14 protein-coding genes are annotated in these 14,621 nt (G+C 57.4%); 8 read left to right on the top strand and 6 right to left on the bottom strand.

The window, feature by feature from the left end; all coding sequences use genetic code 11:
* Window positions 1-216 precede the first annotated feature (216 nt).
* Window positions 217-1,518 (top strand): cytosine deaminase, encoded by a 1,302-nt coding sequence (locus tag FHC48_RS04910; protein ID WP_059363986.1) that lies wholly within the window; start codon window positions 217-219, stop codon window positions 1,516-1,518.
* Between the two features lie 18 nt (window positions 1,519-1,536).
* Here the strand turns inward: FHC48_RS04910 and tsgA are convergent, their stop codons facing one another.
* Window positions 1,537-2,721 (bottom strand): MFS transporter TsgA, encoded by a 1,185-nt coding sequence (gene tsgA / locus FHC48_RS04905; RefSeq protein WP_023326220.1) that lies wholly within the window; start codon window positions 2,719-2,721, stop codon window positions 1,537-1,539.
* Between the two features lie 278 nt (window positions 2,722-2,999).
* On the opposite strand from tsgA, the gene ppiA reads away from it, so the two are divergent.
* From ppiA to FHC48_RS04885, 4 genes are all read left to right on the top strand, one after another.
* A complete protein-coding gene (gene ppiA, locus FHC48_RS04900) occupies window positions 3,000-3,572 on the top strand; it encodes a peptidylprolyl isomerase A (RefSeq protein WP_014885514.1) in 573 nt (190 codons plus the stop codon).
* 105 nt (window positions 3,573-3,677) lie between these two features.
* Entirely contained in the window at window positions 3,678-4,262 is a 585-nt protein-coding gene (locus tag FHC48_RS04895) for a putative adenosine monophosphate-protein transferase Fic (protein WP_039267150.1), read from the top strand.
* Window positions 4,263-4,292: 30 nt separating this feature from the next.
* Window positions 4,293-4,856: an aminodeoxychorismate synthase component 2 gene (pabA, locus tag FHC48_RS04890; RefSeq protein WP_059363970.1), complete on the top strand. Its 564-nt coding sequence runs from the start codon at window positions 4,293-4,295 to the stop codon at window positions 4,854-4,856.
* A gap of 86 nt (window positions 4,857-4,942) precedes the next feature.
* Entirely contained in the window at window positions 4,943-6,163 is a 1,221-nt protein-coding gene (locus FHC48_RS04885; protein ID WP_220420512.1) for an aspartate aminotransferase family protein, read from the top strand.
* Here FHC48_RS04885 and FHC48_RS04880 read toward each other — a convergent pair.
* Together FHC48_RS04880 and crp are read right to left on the bottom strand one after the other, a co-directional pair.
* Window positions 6,160-8,247: a YccS/YhfK family putative transporter gene (locus tag FHC48_RS04880; RefSeq protein ID WP_021242208.1), complete on the bottom strand. Its 2,088-nt coding sequence runs from the start codon at window positions 8,245-8,247 to the stop codon at window positions 6,160-6,162. The two genes, FHC48_RS04885 and FHC48_RS04880, sit on opposite strands and share 4 nt — an antisense overlap.
* Before the next feature lie 57 nt (window positions 8,248-8,304).
* Window positions 8,305-8,937, bottom strand: coding sequence for a cAMP-activated global transcriptional regulator CRP (gene crp / locus FHC48_RS04875; protein ID WP_000242758.1), 633 nt, complete (start codon window positions 8,935-8,937; stop codon window positions 8,305-8,307).
* A gap of 311 nt (window positions 8,938-9,248) precedes the next feature.
* On the opposite strand from crp, the gene FHC48_RS04870 reads away from it, so the two are divergent.
* Window positions 9,249-9,653 (top strand): OsmC family protein, encoded by a 405-nt coding sequence (locus tag FHC48_RS04870; RefSeq protein ID WP_008503018.1) that lies wholly within the window; start codon window positions 9,249-9,251, stop codon window positions 9,651-9,653.
* An 85-nt stretch (window positions 9,654-9,738) separates the two neighbouring features.
* On the opposite strand, the gene FHC48_RS04865 is transcribed toward FHC48_RS04870, so the two are convergent.
* Genes FHC48_RS04865 through FHC48_RS04855 form a run of 3 tightly spaced genes read right to left on the bottom strand, consistent with a single transcriptional unit; the run spans window position 9,739 to window position 11,876 of the window.
* Window positions 9,739-10,608 (bottom strand): phosphoribulokinase, encoded by an 870-nt coding sequence (locus FHC48_RS04865; protein WP_008503017.1) that lies wholly within the window; start codon window positions 10,606-10,608, stop codon window positions 9,739-9,741.
* A gap of 30 nt (window positions 10,609-10,638) precedes the next feature.
* Entirely contained in the window at window positions 10,639-10,857 is a 219-nt protein-coding gene (locus FHC48_RS04860; protein WP_008503016.1) for a YheU family protein, read from the bottom strand.
* Window positions 10,854-11,876 (bottom strand): hydrolase, encoded by a 1,023-nt coding sequence (locus FHC48_RS04855; RefSeq protein WP_059363968.1) that lies wholly within the window; start codon window positions 11,874-11,876, stop codon window positions 10,854-10,856. Before FHC48_RS04855 ends, FHC48_RS04860 begins: the two co-directional genes overlap by 4 nt.
* A 228-nt stretch (window positions 11,877-12,104) precedes the next feature.
* Between FHC48_RS04855 and mdcA the strand changes: the two genes are divergently transcribed.
* Both mdcA and FHC48_RS04845 read left to right on the top strand, forming a co-directional pair.
* Entirely contained in the window at window positions 12,105-13,760 is a 1,656-nt protein-coding gene (gene mdcA / locus FHC48_RS04850; RefSeq protein WP_021242210.1) for a malonate decarboxylase subunit alpha, read from the top strand.
* Window positions 13,760-14,617: a triphosphoribosyl-dephospho-CoA synthase gene (locus tag FHC48_RS04845; RefSeq protein ID WP_021242211.1), complete on the top strand. Its 858-nt coding sequence runs from the start codon at window positions 13,760-13,762 to the stop codon at window positions 14,615-14,617. Before mdcA ends, FHC48_RS04845 begins: the two co-directional genes overlap by 1 nt.
* Window positions 14,618-14,621 lie beyond the last annotated feature (4 nt).

Genomic DNA, 14,621 nt, shown 5'->3' with positions numbered 1-14,621 from the left:
TATTGCCTACCTTAACGATTCAGCAGGGGCGCTTATTGATGCAAATCAAATACGCCTTCGCCTACTCCTTAGGTGGTATATGACTGATTTGTCAGGATTTTTATAAGTGGCGGAAATCGCAGGCTTTTCGTGTTCGTTGAATTTGTGTACAAATCAGGGGCGGTTTTGCAAAAATCGATACGCCTGAATATCAGCTGCGTTTATGAGGGGAAAGTTATGTCTACATCACCGTTATGGCTTGTTCAGAATGTGCGTTTACCGGGTCGGGAAGGGCTGTGGCAACTTACCATCGAGAACGGGCGTTTTGGTGACATCACCCCCATGGACGATACCCACGCCGAAAGTTATGAGGTACTGAACGCGCGCGGTGGGCTGGCTATTCCCCCGTTCATCGAGCCGCATATTCATCTTGATACCACCCAGACGGCGGGGGAGCCGAACTGGAACCAGTCCGGCACGCTGTTCGAAGGCATTGAACGCTGGGCGGAGCGCAAGGCGCTGCTCAGCCATAAGGATGTGAAAGCACGCGCCTGGAAAACGCTGAAGTGGCAAATCGCTAACGGCATTCAGTTTGTCCGCACCCATGTGGATGTCTCTGACCCGACGCTCACCGCCCTGAAGGCGATGCTGGAGGTGAAGCAGGAGGTGGCGCCGTGGGTAACGCTGCAAATCGTCGCGTTTCCGCAGGAAGGTATTCTCTCTTACCCGAACGGCGCGGCGCTGCTGGAAGAGGCGTTAAAACTGGGGGCCGACGTGGTGGGGGCGATCCCGCACTTCGAATTTACCCGGGAATATGGCGTCCAGTCGCTGCACATCGCTTTTGAGCTGGCGAAGAAGTATGACCGCCCGCTGGATATCCACTGCGATGAAATTGACGACGAACAGTCGCGGTTTGTCGAGACGGTGGCCACGCTGGCGTACGAGGCCGGCATCGGCCCGCGCGTGACGGCCAGCCACACCACCGCCATGCACGCCTACAACGGCGCTTACACCTCGCGGCTCTTCCGTCTGCTGAAGATGTCGGGGATTAACTTCGTCGCTAACCCGCTGGTCAACATCCACCTGCAGGGGCGCTTTGATGACTATCCGAAGCGTCGCGGCATCACCCGCGTGAAAGAGCTGCAGGAGGCGGGTATTAACGTCTGCTTTGGTCATGACGACGTCTTCGACCCGTGGTACCCGCTCGGCACCGGCAACATGCTGCAGGTGCTGCATATGGGGCTACACGTCTGCCAGATGATGGGCTATCCGCAAATCGACAGCGGCCTGAACCTGATTACTCATAACAGCGCCCGCACCTTTGGCCTGAGCGATTACGGTATTGAAACGGGAAATCAGGCAAACCTGATTATTCTGCCTGCGGAGAGTGGGTTTGAAGCGGTGCGCTGTCAGGTGCCGGTGCGCTGGTCGATTCGTCAGGGGCGGATTATTGCCACTACGCAGCTGGCGCAGACCTGGATCCAGATGGATACCGGAGGAGAAGAAGTCAGTTTCGCCAGAAACAGCCCCTCTGCGTAATGCAAAGGGGCGCAGGGTTTAGTGCGATGCCGCTGCCGCGTTGTGCTGGCGGTGGCGGGTCACAAAGCCCAGGATGAAGCACATGATGAACACCACGGCGTACAGACCGTTCGCGGTGTGCAGCGCGGCCAGCGGGCCGCTGTGGGCAACGATCGGGCCCGTCACCACGAAGGTCAGCATGGTGCCGATAGTGCCGCAGGTCAGAACGAAGTTAACCAGCTTCGGCGAGGCCACTTTGGTCTGCAGGGAGCCCAGTGTGATGATCGAGGTATAAATGGCGCTGGAGAAGAAGCCCAGGGTCAGAATGAACCACGGCATATGCTCCGGCGAACCGTTGATGAACAGATACATCAGAACGGTCGCCAGGCCCGCCAGCACGGTCAGAATGCGCTGCAGGTCGAAGAAGCGCAGGATGAAGCTAAACGCCCACATGCCGAACATGTAAGACATCCAGAAATCGCTCACCAGTTTACCCGCGTCGTTCAGGCTCATGCCCAGACCTTTGGCATATTCCGGTACCCAGGAGATAAAGCCCAGCTGGCCCAGGATGTAGCACAGGGCGGCGATGGAGAGGAACAGCACGCCGATACCCCATTTCTCTTTCGCCACAGGCTCTGCCGTGGTTTGCGCTTTTTTACCCAGAACCGGGAAGTCGCAGCCGAAGGTCAGAATGAAAATTGCAACGTAGACCAGACCGATGCAGGCGTAGACCCAGTACCACTCAATGCTGCGCGCCAGCAGAACGGCAGCGACCATCGGGAAGATCATTCCGGCCATGCTGAAGAAGGAGTCGGTAAACAGCAGGCGCGCGCCGCGCTGGCGGCCTTCATACATATGGGTAATCAGGAACGTCCCGATCGACATGGTGATCCCGCTGACCAGGCCGAGCACGAACATGGCGGCTGAGAACAGGGCGATGCTGTGGCTGAGCATCAGACCCGCCACGGCGGCAACCATCAGCACGAAGCCGAAGCGAAGCTGGGTTTTCAGCGGCACGATTTCCATCAGCCAGGCATTCAGGAAGATAGAGATCAGGATCCCTGCGTTGAGGAAGGTGAAGGTGTTACTCATGCTGGAAACGGGCAGCTGGAAGTAGTCTGCGATATTCCCCATCACCATCCCGGTGACGATCACCAACGCGCCGGTCAGGGCGTAGGAGAAGAAGCTGATCCATGTGAGCTTGATGCGATTGCTGTTAGTCATGTCTGGCCTGTTCAAAAAAAGAAAAGCGCCGAAGGGGCGCTGAGAGCGGGCAGATTTTAGTCGCTAAAGTGATCCATTCCTATCTTTTAAGGGTAATGATTATGTCATTGCAGGTTTTAATGTGATCTAAATCACATTAAGTGGCGGTCTAACCAATCGTTTGCGCAGTAATAATTGTTTCAATTTCGTAAAATTAGGTAAAAGGCTGGTCTACGTTCATACTGCTCTTTAGAATCAAGCCATTCGCTTTTTATACTGCGCTTTGTTAAGGAATTCTCATGCTCAAATCAACACTGGCGGCTGTCGCAGCTGTGTTTGCTCTTTCTGCCGTTTCCCCTGCTGCGCTGGCAGCAAAAGGGGACCCTCACGTTCTGCTGACCACCTCCGCCGGGAATATTGAGCTGGAACTGAATAGCCAGAAAGCTCCGGTTTCTGTGAAAAACTTCCTCGACTATGTGAACAGTGGTTTCTATAACAACACCACCTTCCACCGCGTGATCCCGGGCTTCATGATCCAGGGTGGCGGCTTCAACGAGCAGATGCAGCAGAAACAGCCGAACCCGCCAATCAAAAACGAAGCGGACAACGGCCTGCTGAACAAGCGCGGCACGATCTCTATGGCGCGTACCGCAGACAAAGATAGCGCGACCAGCCAGTTCTTCCTCAACGTGGCGGATAACGCCTTCCTCGACCACGGCCAGCGCGACTTCGGCTATGCGGTGTTCGGTAAAATCGTGAAAGGGATGGATGTGGCCGATAAGATTTCTCAGGTGCCTACCCATGACGTCGGTCCGTATCAGAATGTGCCGTCTAAACCTGTCGTGATCCTCTCCGCAAAAGTTCTGCCGTAACGTTCTTCGACGCGGGCGATGTTAGCCCGTGTTGTGACCCCTCCCTGCGAAAGCGCGTTTTGCTGCTTATACTTGTGGCAAACGGACTATTCAGGGAGGCGTTAAGTGAAAAAACTCACCGACAAGCAAAAATCCCGTCTCTGGGAGCAGCAGCGTAGCGTTAACTTTCAGGCCAGTTGTCTCCTTGAGAAAGGTAATGGTCCATCGGATCCCGACATTGAGAGCCTGGCGCTTGGGCCTTCCGCGCCCGGGTTACCCCATCTGTGCCTTATTCACCGCCATCTCTACCGCAGAGAGATGAAGCGGGCAGGTGAGTTCCGGACCGACGATATTTTCAAAGGTGATATTCCCTTCTGCCATTTCGAATACATCGAAAAGATGGGTAATGAACTGATGGCGGCGCTGGAAAGCGAAAAGTATCTGGCTGGCCTTGAGAAAGCGGCGTTCATTGAAAAAATTAGCCATTATTATTGTGAAATCAACATGCTGCATCCTTTTTCGAGTGGTAACGGTATTGCTCAGCGCGTTTTCTTTGAGCAGCTGGCGATCCATGCGGGCTATTCACTGGACTGGCGCGATATCGATCCCGAGGAGTGGGTGTCCGCTAACCGCAGCGGCGCAACGGGAGATTTAACCGCGCTAAATGCGATCTTTGCCAAAGTAGTGAGCGAAGCGCGGGAATCTGAGTAGAATAGGGCGGCATTTTTTTCGGGAGCCGCCATGATTCTGCTGATTGATAACTACGATTCCTTCACCTGGAACCTTTACCAGTATTTTTGCGAACTGGGTGCAGAGGTGGTTGTCCGACGTAACGACGAGATTGGCCTGGCCGATATCGAGACGCTGGCTCCGCAGAAAATCGTGATTTCACCCGGCCCCTGCACGCCGTCGGAATCAGGTATTTCGCTGGAGGTTATCCAGCACTATGCCGGCAAGCTGCCGATCCTCGGCGTTTGTCTGGGCCATCAGGCGATTGCCCAGGCCTTTGGTGCCACCATCGTGCGCGCCGCCAAAGTCATGCACGGTAAAACCTCGCCGGTCACCCACACGGGCACCGGAGTGTTCACGGGGCTCAATAATCCGTTAACCGTGACGCGCTACCATTCCCTGGTCATTGACCCGTCGACGTTGCCCGACGGCTTTGAGGTGACCGCCTGGAGCGATACGCAGGAGATCATGGGGATTCGTCACCGCGAATGGGATCTCGAAGGCGTGCAGTTCCATCCGGAAAGCATCCTCAGCGAGCAGGGGCACGCGCTGCTGGCAAATTTCCTTAATCGCTGAATATCTGTTGCCTTGCTGTGATTTTTTATGCATATTTTGTGATTATATTTTCACAATCAATGTGACATAAAATGGATGGGCATGACATGGCAACTGAACAACCAGCAATTACCCGCGCGACATTCGATGAAGTGATTCTGCCGATTTATGCACCGGCTGAATTTATCCCGGTGAAGGGGAAAGGCAGCCGCGTCTGGGATCAGCAGGGCAAGGAGTATGTGGATTTCGCGGGCGGTATTGCGGTCACGGCGCTGGGTCATTGCCATCCCGCGCTGGTGGAGGCGCTGAAAACCCAGGGTGAAACCCTGTGGCACACCAGCAACGTGTTCACCAACGAACCGGCGCTGCGCCTGGGCCGTAAGATCATTGATGCCACGTTTGCCGAGCGCGTGCTGTTTATGAACTCCGGCACCGAAGCCAACGAAACCGCCTTTAAGCTGGCGCGCTACTACGCGACCACGCGCCACAGCCCGTACAAAACCAAAATCATCGCCTTCCACAATGCCTTCCACGGGCGCTCCTTCTTTACCGTCTCCGTTGGCGGCCAGCCGAAGTATTCCGACGGGTTTGGTCCGAAACCGGCCGACATCATCCACGTGCCGTTTAACGATCTGCACGCGGTGAAAGCGGTGATGGACGACCACACCTGCGCGGTTGTGGTCGAGCCTATTCAGGGGGAAGGCGGCGTGACCGCGGCAACCCCGGAATTCCTGAAAGGGCTGCGCGCGCTGTGCGACGAGCATCAGGCGCTGCTGGTGCTTGATGAAGTGCAGTGCGGGATGGGGCGTACCGGGGACCTGTTTGCCTATATGCACTACGGCGTGACGCCGGATATTTTGACCAGCGCGAAAGCGCTCGGCGGCGGTTTCCCGGTAAGTGCGGTCCTGACGACGCAGGAGATCGCCTCCGCGTTCCACGTCGGTTCTCACGGCTCTACCTACGGCGGTAACCCGCTGGCGAGCGCCGTGGCGGGGGCCGCGTTCGACATCATCAACACGCCAGAGGTGCTAAACGGCGTTAGCGCGAAGCGCGAGCTGTTTGTGAAGCACCTGAAGCAGATTGACGAGCAGTACGACGTGTTCAGCGAGATCCGCGGGATGGGGCTGCTGATTGGCGCCGAGCTGAAGCCGCAGTACAAGGGCCGCGCGCGCGACTTCCTGCACGCCGCCGCTCGCGAAGGGGTGATGGTGCTCAACGCCGGGCCGGACGTGATGCGCTTTGCGCCGTCGCTGGTGGTGGAAGACAAAGACATCGAAGACGGCTTAACCCGCTTTGCCGCGGCGGTTGCAAAGATCGTTAAAGGCTAATATTCGGTTCGTTTCAACCGGCGCGTTAACCAAACCCCATGATGCGGACGCTGACGCCATGCCACCGACGAAATGGTGTGCATGGTGTTCAGGTGCCCCAGCACGCGCTGCAAGTGTTGCTCCAGGGTGCTCATTGGCCCATGGGTTAACGTCTCCGGCGCTTCCAGAATATTTAAATCCCCCGACTCGCCCGGTGAGTCATACTCCAGACGCTGCTGGCAGCGCTGCAACGCAATTTCACACGACTGCAGGTAGCGCTGCGCCAGATCCGGCGTCAGCATCGTATGCTCGCGCGCCAGCGTCGTCATGGCGTTAATGTGCTCGACGATAAACTGGCTGTGCGTCACCCACAGCTTCATGTCCGCCAGATAATGAGAATTAAAGCCCGGCTCTTGCATCGCCTGATTCAGCGAGTTAAAGAGGGCGTTATGCGCCTGGTTGACCTTCATGCGTTGATACGCCAGCGGGGAGGGCTGCGGGTCGTCGCTCAGGATGAGGCGAATGGCCTGCTGGTCGGCCTCCAGCGCGTCGTGGGCGTTCTGCCTGAGCAGCCCGCTCTGCCACTGCGGCCACAGCCAGACCATGCCGCCGAAGGCAATCAGGCAGCCGATCAGGGTATCAATCAGCCTGGCGATAATAAACTGTTCGCCGTTCAGCGTAAGCAGCTGCAGGGTGTATACCGCCGTCACCGTAAAGCCCACCATCGCCCAGCCGTAATTTTTGCGGATAATCAGGTAGCTCACCAGCGTGATCGCCAGCATGCCTGCCAGGGTATAGCCTTCCGGCACGTGGAAGTGCAGCGTTACGCCTGCAATGATCAGCCCGGCCATGGTGCCGCCCGCCCGGTGCAGAATACGCACCCGCGTGGCGCCGTAGCCGTTCTGGGTGACGAACAGCACGGTCATTAAGATCCAGTAGGGCTTCGGCAGATGCAGCGCCATGCCCATCAGGCTGGCGATACTGAGCATCACGCTAATTCGTGCGGCATTGCGCAGGGCGGACGATTTGAGAGACAGATAGCTTTTGAGCGCGGGCAACAGGGGAAGCCGTTTTTGCTTATCCGCCATCAGGTCGCGGGGATAAAGCGGGCGCTGGGTGCGCAGCACGCGGGCGATGCGGCTGAAGTGCCAGGCGGCAAACTGGCCGACCGGGTTATCCGGATGCTGACGGGCGATTTTCTCCAGCGCGCCGAGCTGTTTTTCCATATTAAAGCGCGTGGGATAGCGGTGGTAGAGAATATCGTCAGCCAGCACGCGCAGGCGTGCCGAGACGGTCTGCGCGTTCCAGCGGATCACCGCTTCGGCGTGGCTGCGCTCAACCAGCTTTTGCACCTCCTGCGGGTGGTGCAGGCTAACGGAGATATGCTCCTGCAGATCCAGGCCTACCTGGAAGGTGCGCAGCAGCCGTTTGTATTCGTGGTTCTTGTTGGCGGCGAGCATATGCAGCTGCTGATAGCACTGGCTTATCAGATCCACCACCTTCTGCTGGCGCGTCAGCAGCGGCGGTAAGGCTTTTTCCGGATCGGTATGCTGGGTGAGCAGGGTGTATTTGGCTTCGCAGTATTCCGCCAACTGCACATAGAGCAGGCTCAGGGATTCGCGCAGCGGCTGTTCCCGCCACAGCCAGAACCAGAACCAGTTAAACAGCCCGTACCACAGTGTCCCCAGCGCGTAGATCAGTAGCGGCTCCCACACCGGCATATTCCCGGCGAGGCTCAGCGTGAAGATGGCCGCAATCAGCGAGGCGGGAAGCAGGCGGGCGTGCAGCGAGCTGATTTCCGCCGTGACGCCGAGCGTCATCGCCAGCACCGTCAGGATCAGCGGCAGCGGGATATCCCGGGCCAGTAAAAGCTGTACGGCAAGGCTACAGCCAGCAAACAGGCAGCCGCCCACGATCAGACGTTTGAAAAAGCGCTTATGCGGTGTGTCCAGGCCAGCAATGTTGCAGCAGGCGGGCACGAGGGAAAAGAGCAGGCCTTGCTGAAGGTGTCCGAGGATCAGGCCGATGGCCACGGGTAGACACAACACCAGCGTTTGTCGCAGTGCGTAGTTAACTTCCGGGTGATAGATCAGCCTGCGCCACATGAGGAGTAGAGACAAAAACGGCGTGACACCTTGCGATGGCACGCCGTTTAAGCGGAATTAACGCGTTCCGTAAACCACGATGGTTTTACCGTGGGCGGAGATCAGGTTTTGATCTTCCAGCATTTTCAGGATACGGCCCACTGTTTCACGGGAGCAACCGACGATCTGACCAATTTCCTGACGGGTAATTTTAATTTGCATGCCGTCCGGATGGGTCATGGCGTCTGGCTGTTTCGCCAGGTTCAGCAGAGTTTGTGCGATGCGGCCCGTCACGTCCAGGAAGGCGAGGTTGCCCACTTTCTCTGAGGTGACCTGCAGACGGCGCGCCATCTGGGAAGAGAGACGCATCAGAATGTCAGGGTTAACCTGAATCAGCTGACGGAACTTCTTGTAAGAAATTTCAGCCACTTCACATGCTGTCTTTGCACGAACCCAGGCGCTACGTTCCTGGCCCTCTTCAAACAGGCCCAGTTCACCGATGAAATCGCCCTGGTTCAGATAAGAAAGGATCATCTCTTTCCCTTCTTCATCTTTGATCAGCACTGCCACCGAGCCTTTAACGATGTAATACAACGTTTCCGCTTTTTCACCCTGGTGAATCAGCGTGCTCTTTGATGGGTACTTATGAATGTGGCAATGAGACAAGAACCATTCGAGAGTCGGGTCTGTTTGCGGTTTGCCAAGCACCATGCGCTGTTATCCTCTGTTATAAGCTGTCACCAGAGTCATCAGATGCATCCGGACTCTGGGGTTGCAATCGAATTCTTACCCATACCCTGGGAAGTCGGCTACCGTAACGTTTCGCAGCCAGTAAAGTTTGATGTCCTCTGCATACATGTGTAACGTCAATGTATTACTGTAGCATCCTGAGTGTTTTAGCATAGCTTTCGCCGCGTGTCTCCTGGTGTCTCGCTTCAGCATGATGCAGGTCGCCTTCCATTGCGAGAAATGTAACGCACGCGTAATCTGTCACCAAAAATGCAACGTTGGAGTTTAAGAATATGCAAGCGCGCGTGAAGTGGGTTGAAGGTTTAACGTTCCTGGGCGAGTCCGCGTCAGGGCATCAGATTTTGATGGATGGTAACTCCGGCGATAAAGCGCCCAGCCCAATGGAAATGGTGCTGATGGCGGCAGGGGGATGCAGCGCCATTGACGTGGTGTCGATTCTGCAAAAAGGCCGTCATGACGTGACGGATTGTGAGGTCAAACTCACGTCAGAACGCCGCGAAGAGGCGCCACGCCTGTTCACCCACATCAATCTGCACTTTGTGGTCACCGGTAAAGAACTGAAAGACGCGGCGGTTTCACGTGCGGTGGACCTGTCTGCGGAGAAGTACTGCTCTGTGGCGTTAATGCTGGAGAAAGCGGTAAAAATCACCCATTCGTATGAAGTGATCGAGGCTTAATGTTTTGGCGGGTGGCGCTTCGCTGACCCGCCCTACAAAAGCACGACCGTAGGCCCGGTAAGCGCAGCGCCACCGTGCTAAAAACTCACGCGATCTGTTTCCCTTCCATCAGTCGCTCCACCAGCGGCGTCATGATGAGCTCCATCGCCAGCCCCATTTTTCCGCCCGGTACGACTAATGTATTCATGTGAGAAATAAACGAGCCCTGCAGCATCGCCAGCAGCCAGGGGTAGTCAATGCCTTCGAGATTGCGGAAATGGATCACCACAAAGCTCTCATCCAGGGATGGGATACTTTTGGCCGCGAACGGGTTGGAGGTGTCCACCGTCGGCACGCGCTGGAAGTTGATATGGGTGCGGGAAAACTGCGGCGTCAGGAAGTTGATGTAGTCTTCCATGGAGCGCACCACCGAATCCATCACTGCTTCGCGCGAGTGGCCGCGCTCGCTCATGTCACGCGTCAGCTTCTGGATCCACTCCAGGTTAACGATAGGCACCACGCCAACCAGCAGATCCACGTGGCGCGCCACGTCGTGCTGCGGCGTGACCACGCCGCCGTGTAATCCTTCGTAGAACAGCACGTCGGTAGGTTCCGGCAGGGGCTGCCAGGGGGTAAAGGTGCCAGGCACCTGATTCCAGGGAACGGCTTCATCATAGGTATGCAGATACTTGCGGGACTGCCCTTTACCGCTCTGGCCGTACTCAATAAAGGTTTGTTCCAGCAGGCCGAAGTCATTGGCTTCCGGACCGAAGTAGCTGATGTGTTTACCCAGATCGCGCGCCTTACGGATGGCCATGTCCATCTCCGGGCGCGTGTAGCGGTGAAAGCTGTCGCCTTCGACCTCCGCCGCACGGAGATTCAGCTGGGCGAAAATCTTGCGAAATGCGAGGCTGGTGGTGGTGGTTCCCGCACCACTCGACCCCGTAACGGCAATAACCGGATGTCTGGCAGACATAGCAACTCCCTGACTGAAAAGGGTGGAAGATCAGCCGTGAAACGCGTTGCGGGGCATGATATTGACCGTCTCATGCAGTTCTGACCACACCAGCACCACGTCGCCGCTTTTCAGCTGGCGCTTTACATCGTTGACCTTTTGCTCAAGCGAGCGTTCCTGTTCACCATAATCGGTGCCTTCGCGTAATACAAAGCTTTCAATCAGATTATCGAGCGTTTCGGGAGCCAGATCCTGCCAGGGAATAATCATGTTGCACCGTCCAGATAAGGGGTTAGCCAGTCAGGAATACGCGCCTCAAGCCACATTTTCGGGCGGCGCAGCGTGCCGCCGATAAACCCGACGTGGCCGCCGTGCTCGGTCAACTGATAGTGAACATTGTCGGGCAGGAATTCCTGAGCGGGAATCGAGTGATGATCCATAAAAGGGTCATCTTTGGCGTGAATGATCAGCGTTGGCAGCGTGATCTTGCTGAGCAGCGGCATGGCGCTGCATTGACGATAATAGTCAATCGCATCGGCGAAACCGTGAATTTTCGCGGTGATCAGATCGTCGAATTCGCGTATGCGGCGCACTTTTTTCAGCTGGCGCAGGCTTACCGGGAGGGTGTCCGGGTAGGCCTTCAGCTTACGCGCCGCGTTGGCCTTCAGCAGGTTGAGCAGGTAGCGCTGATAGACGCGGGAAAAGCCTTTGTCCATGTGGTAGCTGCACTGCTCCAGCATGAACGGGGCGGAGACGATGACGGCGGCATCCAGCGGGACGCTTTCCCCTTCTTTAGCTAACAGGCAGGCCAGCATATTTCCGCCCAGCGAGTAGCCTACGGCCGCGGTGGGCACGGTGCCATAGTTGTCCCGCAGCCAGTGTAAAAACCACGTGCCGTCTTCGGTTTCACCCGAGTGATAGATACGCTTCTGCCGGTTCGGCTCGCCGCTGCAGCCGCGAAAATGCATCACCACGCCGAGCCAGCCGCGCGCTTTGGCCGCCTCAATGAGCCCGTGCGCATACGGGCTGTGCAGGCTGCCTTCCAGACCGTGAAAAACCACCAGCCGCGGCTTATGTCGAGCCTGATCCGGCGCTTCGCTCCAGGCGAGATCCAGAAAGTCACCGTCTGGCAGATCTAGCCGCTGCCAGTGTGGGGTGAACTGAACCTTGCGGCGGATCAGTCGCGGCAGCATGGTCTGCAAATGGCGATTGGCGACGCCGCGCATAGGCACGAACTCAGTGCTGTCTTCGGCTGCAATCTCGAAGCCTGATGGAATGATTTGGGTCATAAGCGCGATGCTGATTCTTGTCGGAAATTAACGATACTTTCCGAATTGTACCCCGTTTAGCCTGGTTTTCCGAAACATGAACTGATCCCGATCACAAATATTTACCTTGATTATTACTCTCAGGCTAATGATTCAGCTCTACGCTTAATTGATGCCTTTCTCACCAGAGCGCACACTCTACTCAACGTTAAGCAAATCAAAATGATTAGCTGAATCAGGAGGTTAATAATGTTATCTGGGCAAACACCCACCCGGCAATGGAACACGCGACGCAGCGAAAAAGCGCGTCGTCTGGCCTCCGTACCGGTGCAGGGCAAGGTACTGCCAACCGGCGATCTCGTCGCCATGCTGGAAAAACTGATCGCGCCAGGCGACAAGGTCGTGCTGGAAGGTAACAACCAGAAGCAGGCCGATTTCCTTTCCCGCTCGCTGGCCGAAGTGAACCCGCAGATCGTCCACGACCTGCATATGATCATGCCGAGCGTTGGCCGTAGCGAACATTTGGATATCTTTGAGAAAGGCATCGCCCGCAAGCTGGATTTCTCCTTCTCCGGGACGCAGAGCCTGCGCATCTCCCAACTGCTGGAGGATGGTCAGCTCGAAATCGGCGCGATTCACACCTACATCGAACTCTACTCCCGTCTCTACGTCGACCTGTCGCCCAACGTGGCGCTGATTGCTGGCTTTAAAGCTGACCGCAAAGGCAACCTCTATACCGGGGCGAGCACCGAAGATACCCCGGCGCTGGTGGAAGCCGCCGCGTTCCATGACGGCATCGTCATCGCGCAGGTGAACGAGCTGGTGGATGACGAGTGTGACCTGCCGCGCGTGGACATTCCGGGTTCGTGGATTGACTTTGTGGTGGTGGCCGATAAGCCGTTCTTTATCGAACCGCTGTTTACCCGCGACCCGCGCCTGATTAAACAGGAACACATCCTGATGGCGATGATGGCCATCAAGGGTATTTATGCGGAACACCAGGTGCAGTCCCTGAACCACGGGATCGGCTTTAACACTGCGGCGATTGAGCTGCTGCTGCCTACCTACGGTGAACAGCTCGGCCTTAAAGGCAAAATCTGTAAACACTGGACGCTGAACCCGCATCCGACGCTGATCCCGGCTATTGAAAGCGGCTGGGTCGAGAGCGTGCACTGCTTCGGCGGCGAGCTGGGGATGGAAGAGTACATCCGCGCGCGTCCGGACGTCTTCTTTACCGGTGCCGACGGCTCCATGCGCTCCAACCGCGCGTTCTGCCAGCTGGCAGGTCAGTACGCGGTGGATATGTTCATCGGCTCTACGCTGCAGGTGGACGGCTACGCCAACTCCTCAACCGTGACCCGTGGTCGTCTGTCCGGCTTCGGCGGTGCGCCAAACATGGGTCACGACCCGCACGGTCGTCGCCACGCCACGCCAGCCTGGCTGAACATGATCACCGAACCTGACCCAATGCAGCGCGGCAAAAAACTCGTCGTGCAGATGGTGGAAACCTTCCAGGCGGGCGTGAAGCCGACCTTCGTGGAAAAACTCGATGCCGTTGACGTGGCGAAAGCCTCCGGTATGCCGCTGGCGCCGGTGATGATCTACGGCGATGACGTCACCCACGTGCTGACGGAAGAGGGGATTGCCTACCTCTATCGGGCGAAAGATCTGGAAGAGCGTCGCGCCATGGTCGCCGCCGTCGCGGGGATCACCGACATCGGTCTGGGCGTGGATGCCAAACGCGTGGCGGAACTGCGTCAGAGCGGCAAGGTGCTCTATCCGGAAGATATGGGGATTCGCCGCACTGATGCCACCCGCTCTCTGCTGGCGGCAGGCAGCGTGTCTGATCTCGTGGAATGGTCCGGCGGTCTCTATAACCCACCTGCGAAATTCCGGAGCTGGTAATGAAACTTCTCCCCCAGATTCAGGTTGAAGGCGGTGCCGAATGGCTGGCGCGAACCGCCACGCAGTGTCTGATTGACGAAGCACGTTTAAGCCCGAAACCCGGTCTGGTGGACAGTCGGGGGAACGGCGCGCACCACGATTTATCCCTTGCGCTGATGGAGTGCTCCGCGCACAGCCTGACCTCCACGTTTCAGGCACTGGCGCTGCAAAGCTGGCAGCGCCCGGCAGATATCGCACTTCGGCAAACCGTCGGGCGACTCGGTCGCGAAGGCGAGCAGCAGATGATGGCCGCAACCGGTGGCGTAAACACCCATCGCGGCGCGATTTGGGCGCTGGGGCTGCTGGTCAGCGCGGTGGCGATGCTCGGCGGTGATGCCAGGGCGCAAGACGTCGCCCGCACCGCCGCACAGCTGGCGAGACTGCCGGACGACGCGGCGCCGAAGGTGTTCAGTAAAGGCCTGCGCGCCACGCATCGTTACCGCGTGCCGGGCGCGCGTGAAGAGGCGCAGCAGGCGTTCCCGCACGTTATGCAGCGCGCGCTGCCGCAGCTTCGTCTGAGCCGCCTCAACGGCAGCAGCGAAACGCACGCCAGGCTCGACGCGCTGATGGCCATCATGACCTCACTCACCGACACCTGCGTGCTGTCACGTGCCGGAATGGAAGGGCTTGATGCTATGCAGGACGGCGCCCGTGCGGTGCTGAATGCCGGCGGCAGCGCAACGCCTGCGGGCCAGCAGGCGCTGGCGAGGTTAGACCGTCAGATGCTGGCGCTCAACGCCTCACCGGGCGGCGCTGCCGACCTGCTTGCCGCCACGCTGTTTCTCGACCGCATCGAAACGCCAAATTCAAAGCATTAAGAGG

This window comes from Enterobacter sp. EC_50, assembly GCF_019584525.1.
Classification (GTDB): Bacteria; Pseudomonadota; Gammaproteobacteria; order Enterobacterales; family Enterobacteriaceae; genus Enterobacter; species Enterobacter roggenkampii.
Note: the sequence above shows the minus strand (reverse complement) of the source record. Positions and strands in the feature narration are given on the sequence as shown.

Excerpts from the sequence above, each read along its gene's own strand:
- crp (WP_000242758.1), bottom strand. The coding sequence starts at position 8,937 with ATGGTGCTTGGCAAACCGCAAACAGACCCGACTCTCGAATGGTTCTTG.
- FHC48_RS04880 (WP_021242208.1), bottom strand. The coding sequence starts at position 8,247 with ATGTGGCGCAGGCTGATCTATCACCCGGAAGTTAACTACGCACTGCGA.
- FHC48_RS04860 (WP_008503016.1), bottom strand. The coding sequence starts at position 10,857 with ATGATTATTCCCTGGCAGGATCTGGCTCCCGAAACGCTCGATAATCTG.
- tsgA (WP_023326220.1), bottom strand. The coding sequence starts at position 2,721 with ATGACTAACAGCAATCGCATCAAGCTCACATGGATCAGCTTCTTCTCC.
- FHC48_RS04845 (WP_021242211.1), top strand. The coding sequence starts at position 13,760 with ATGAAACTTCTCCCCCAGATTCAGGTTGAAGGCGGTGCCGAATGGCTG.
- pabA (WP_059363970.1), top strand. The coding sequence starts at position 4,293 with ATGATTCTGCTGATTGATAACTACGATTCCTTCACCTGGAACCTTTAC.
- FHC48_RS04910 (WP_059363986.1), top strand. The coding sequence starts at position 217 with ATGTCTACATCACCGTTATGGCTTGTTCAGAATGTGCGTTTACCGGGT.
- FHC48_RS04865 (WP_008503017.1), bottom strand. The coding sequence starts at position 10,608 with ATGTCTGCCAGACATCCGGTTATTGCCGTTACGGGGTCGAGTGGTGCG.
- FHC48_RS04855 (WP_059363968.1), bottom strand. The coding sequence starts at position 11,876 with ATGACCCAAATCATTCCATCAGGCTTCGAGATTGCAGCCGAAGACAGC.
- FHC48_RS04885 (WP_220420512.1), top strand. The coding sequence starts at position 4,943 with ATGGCAACTGAACAACCAGCAATTACCCGCGCGACATTCGATGAAGTG.
- FHC48_RS04870 (WP_008503018.1), top strand. The coding sequence starts at position 9,249 with ATGCAAGCGCGCGTGAAGTGGGTTGAAGGTTTAACGTTCCTGGGCGAG.
- ppiA (WP_014885514.1), top strand. The coding sequence starts at position 3,000 with ATGCTCAAATCAACACTGGCGGCTGTCGCAGCTGTGTTTGCTCTTTCT.
- mdcA (WP_021242210.1), top strand. The coding sequence starts at position 12,105 with ATGTTATCTGGGCAAACACCCACCCGGCAATGGAACACGCGACGCAGC.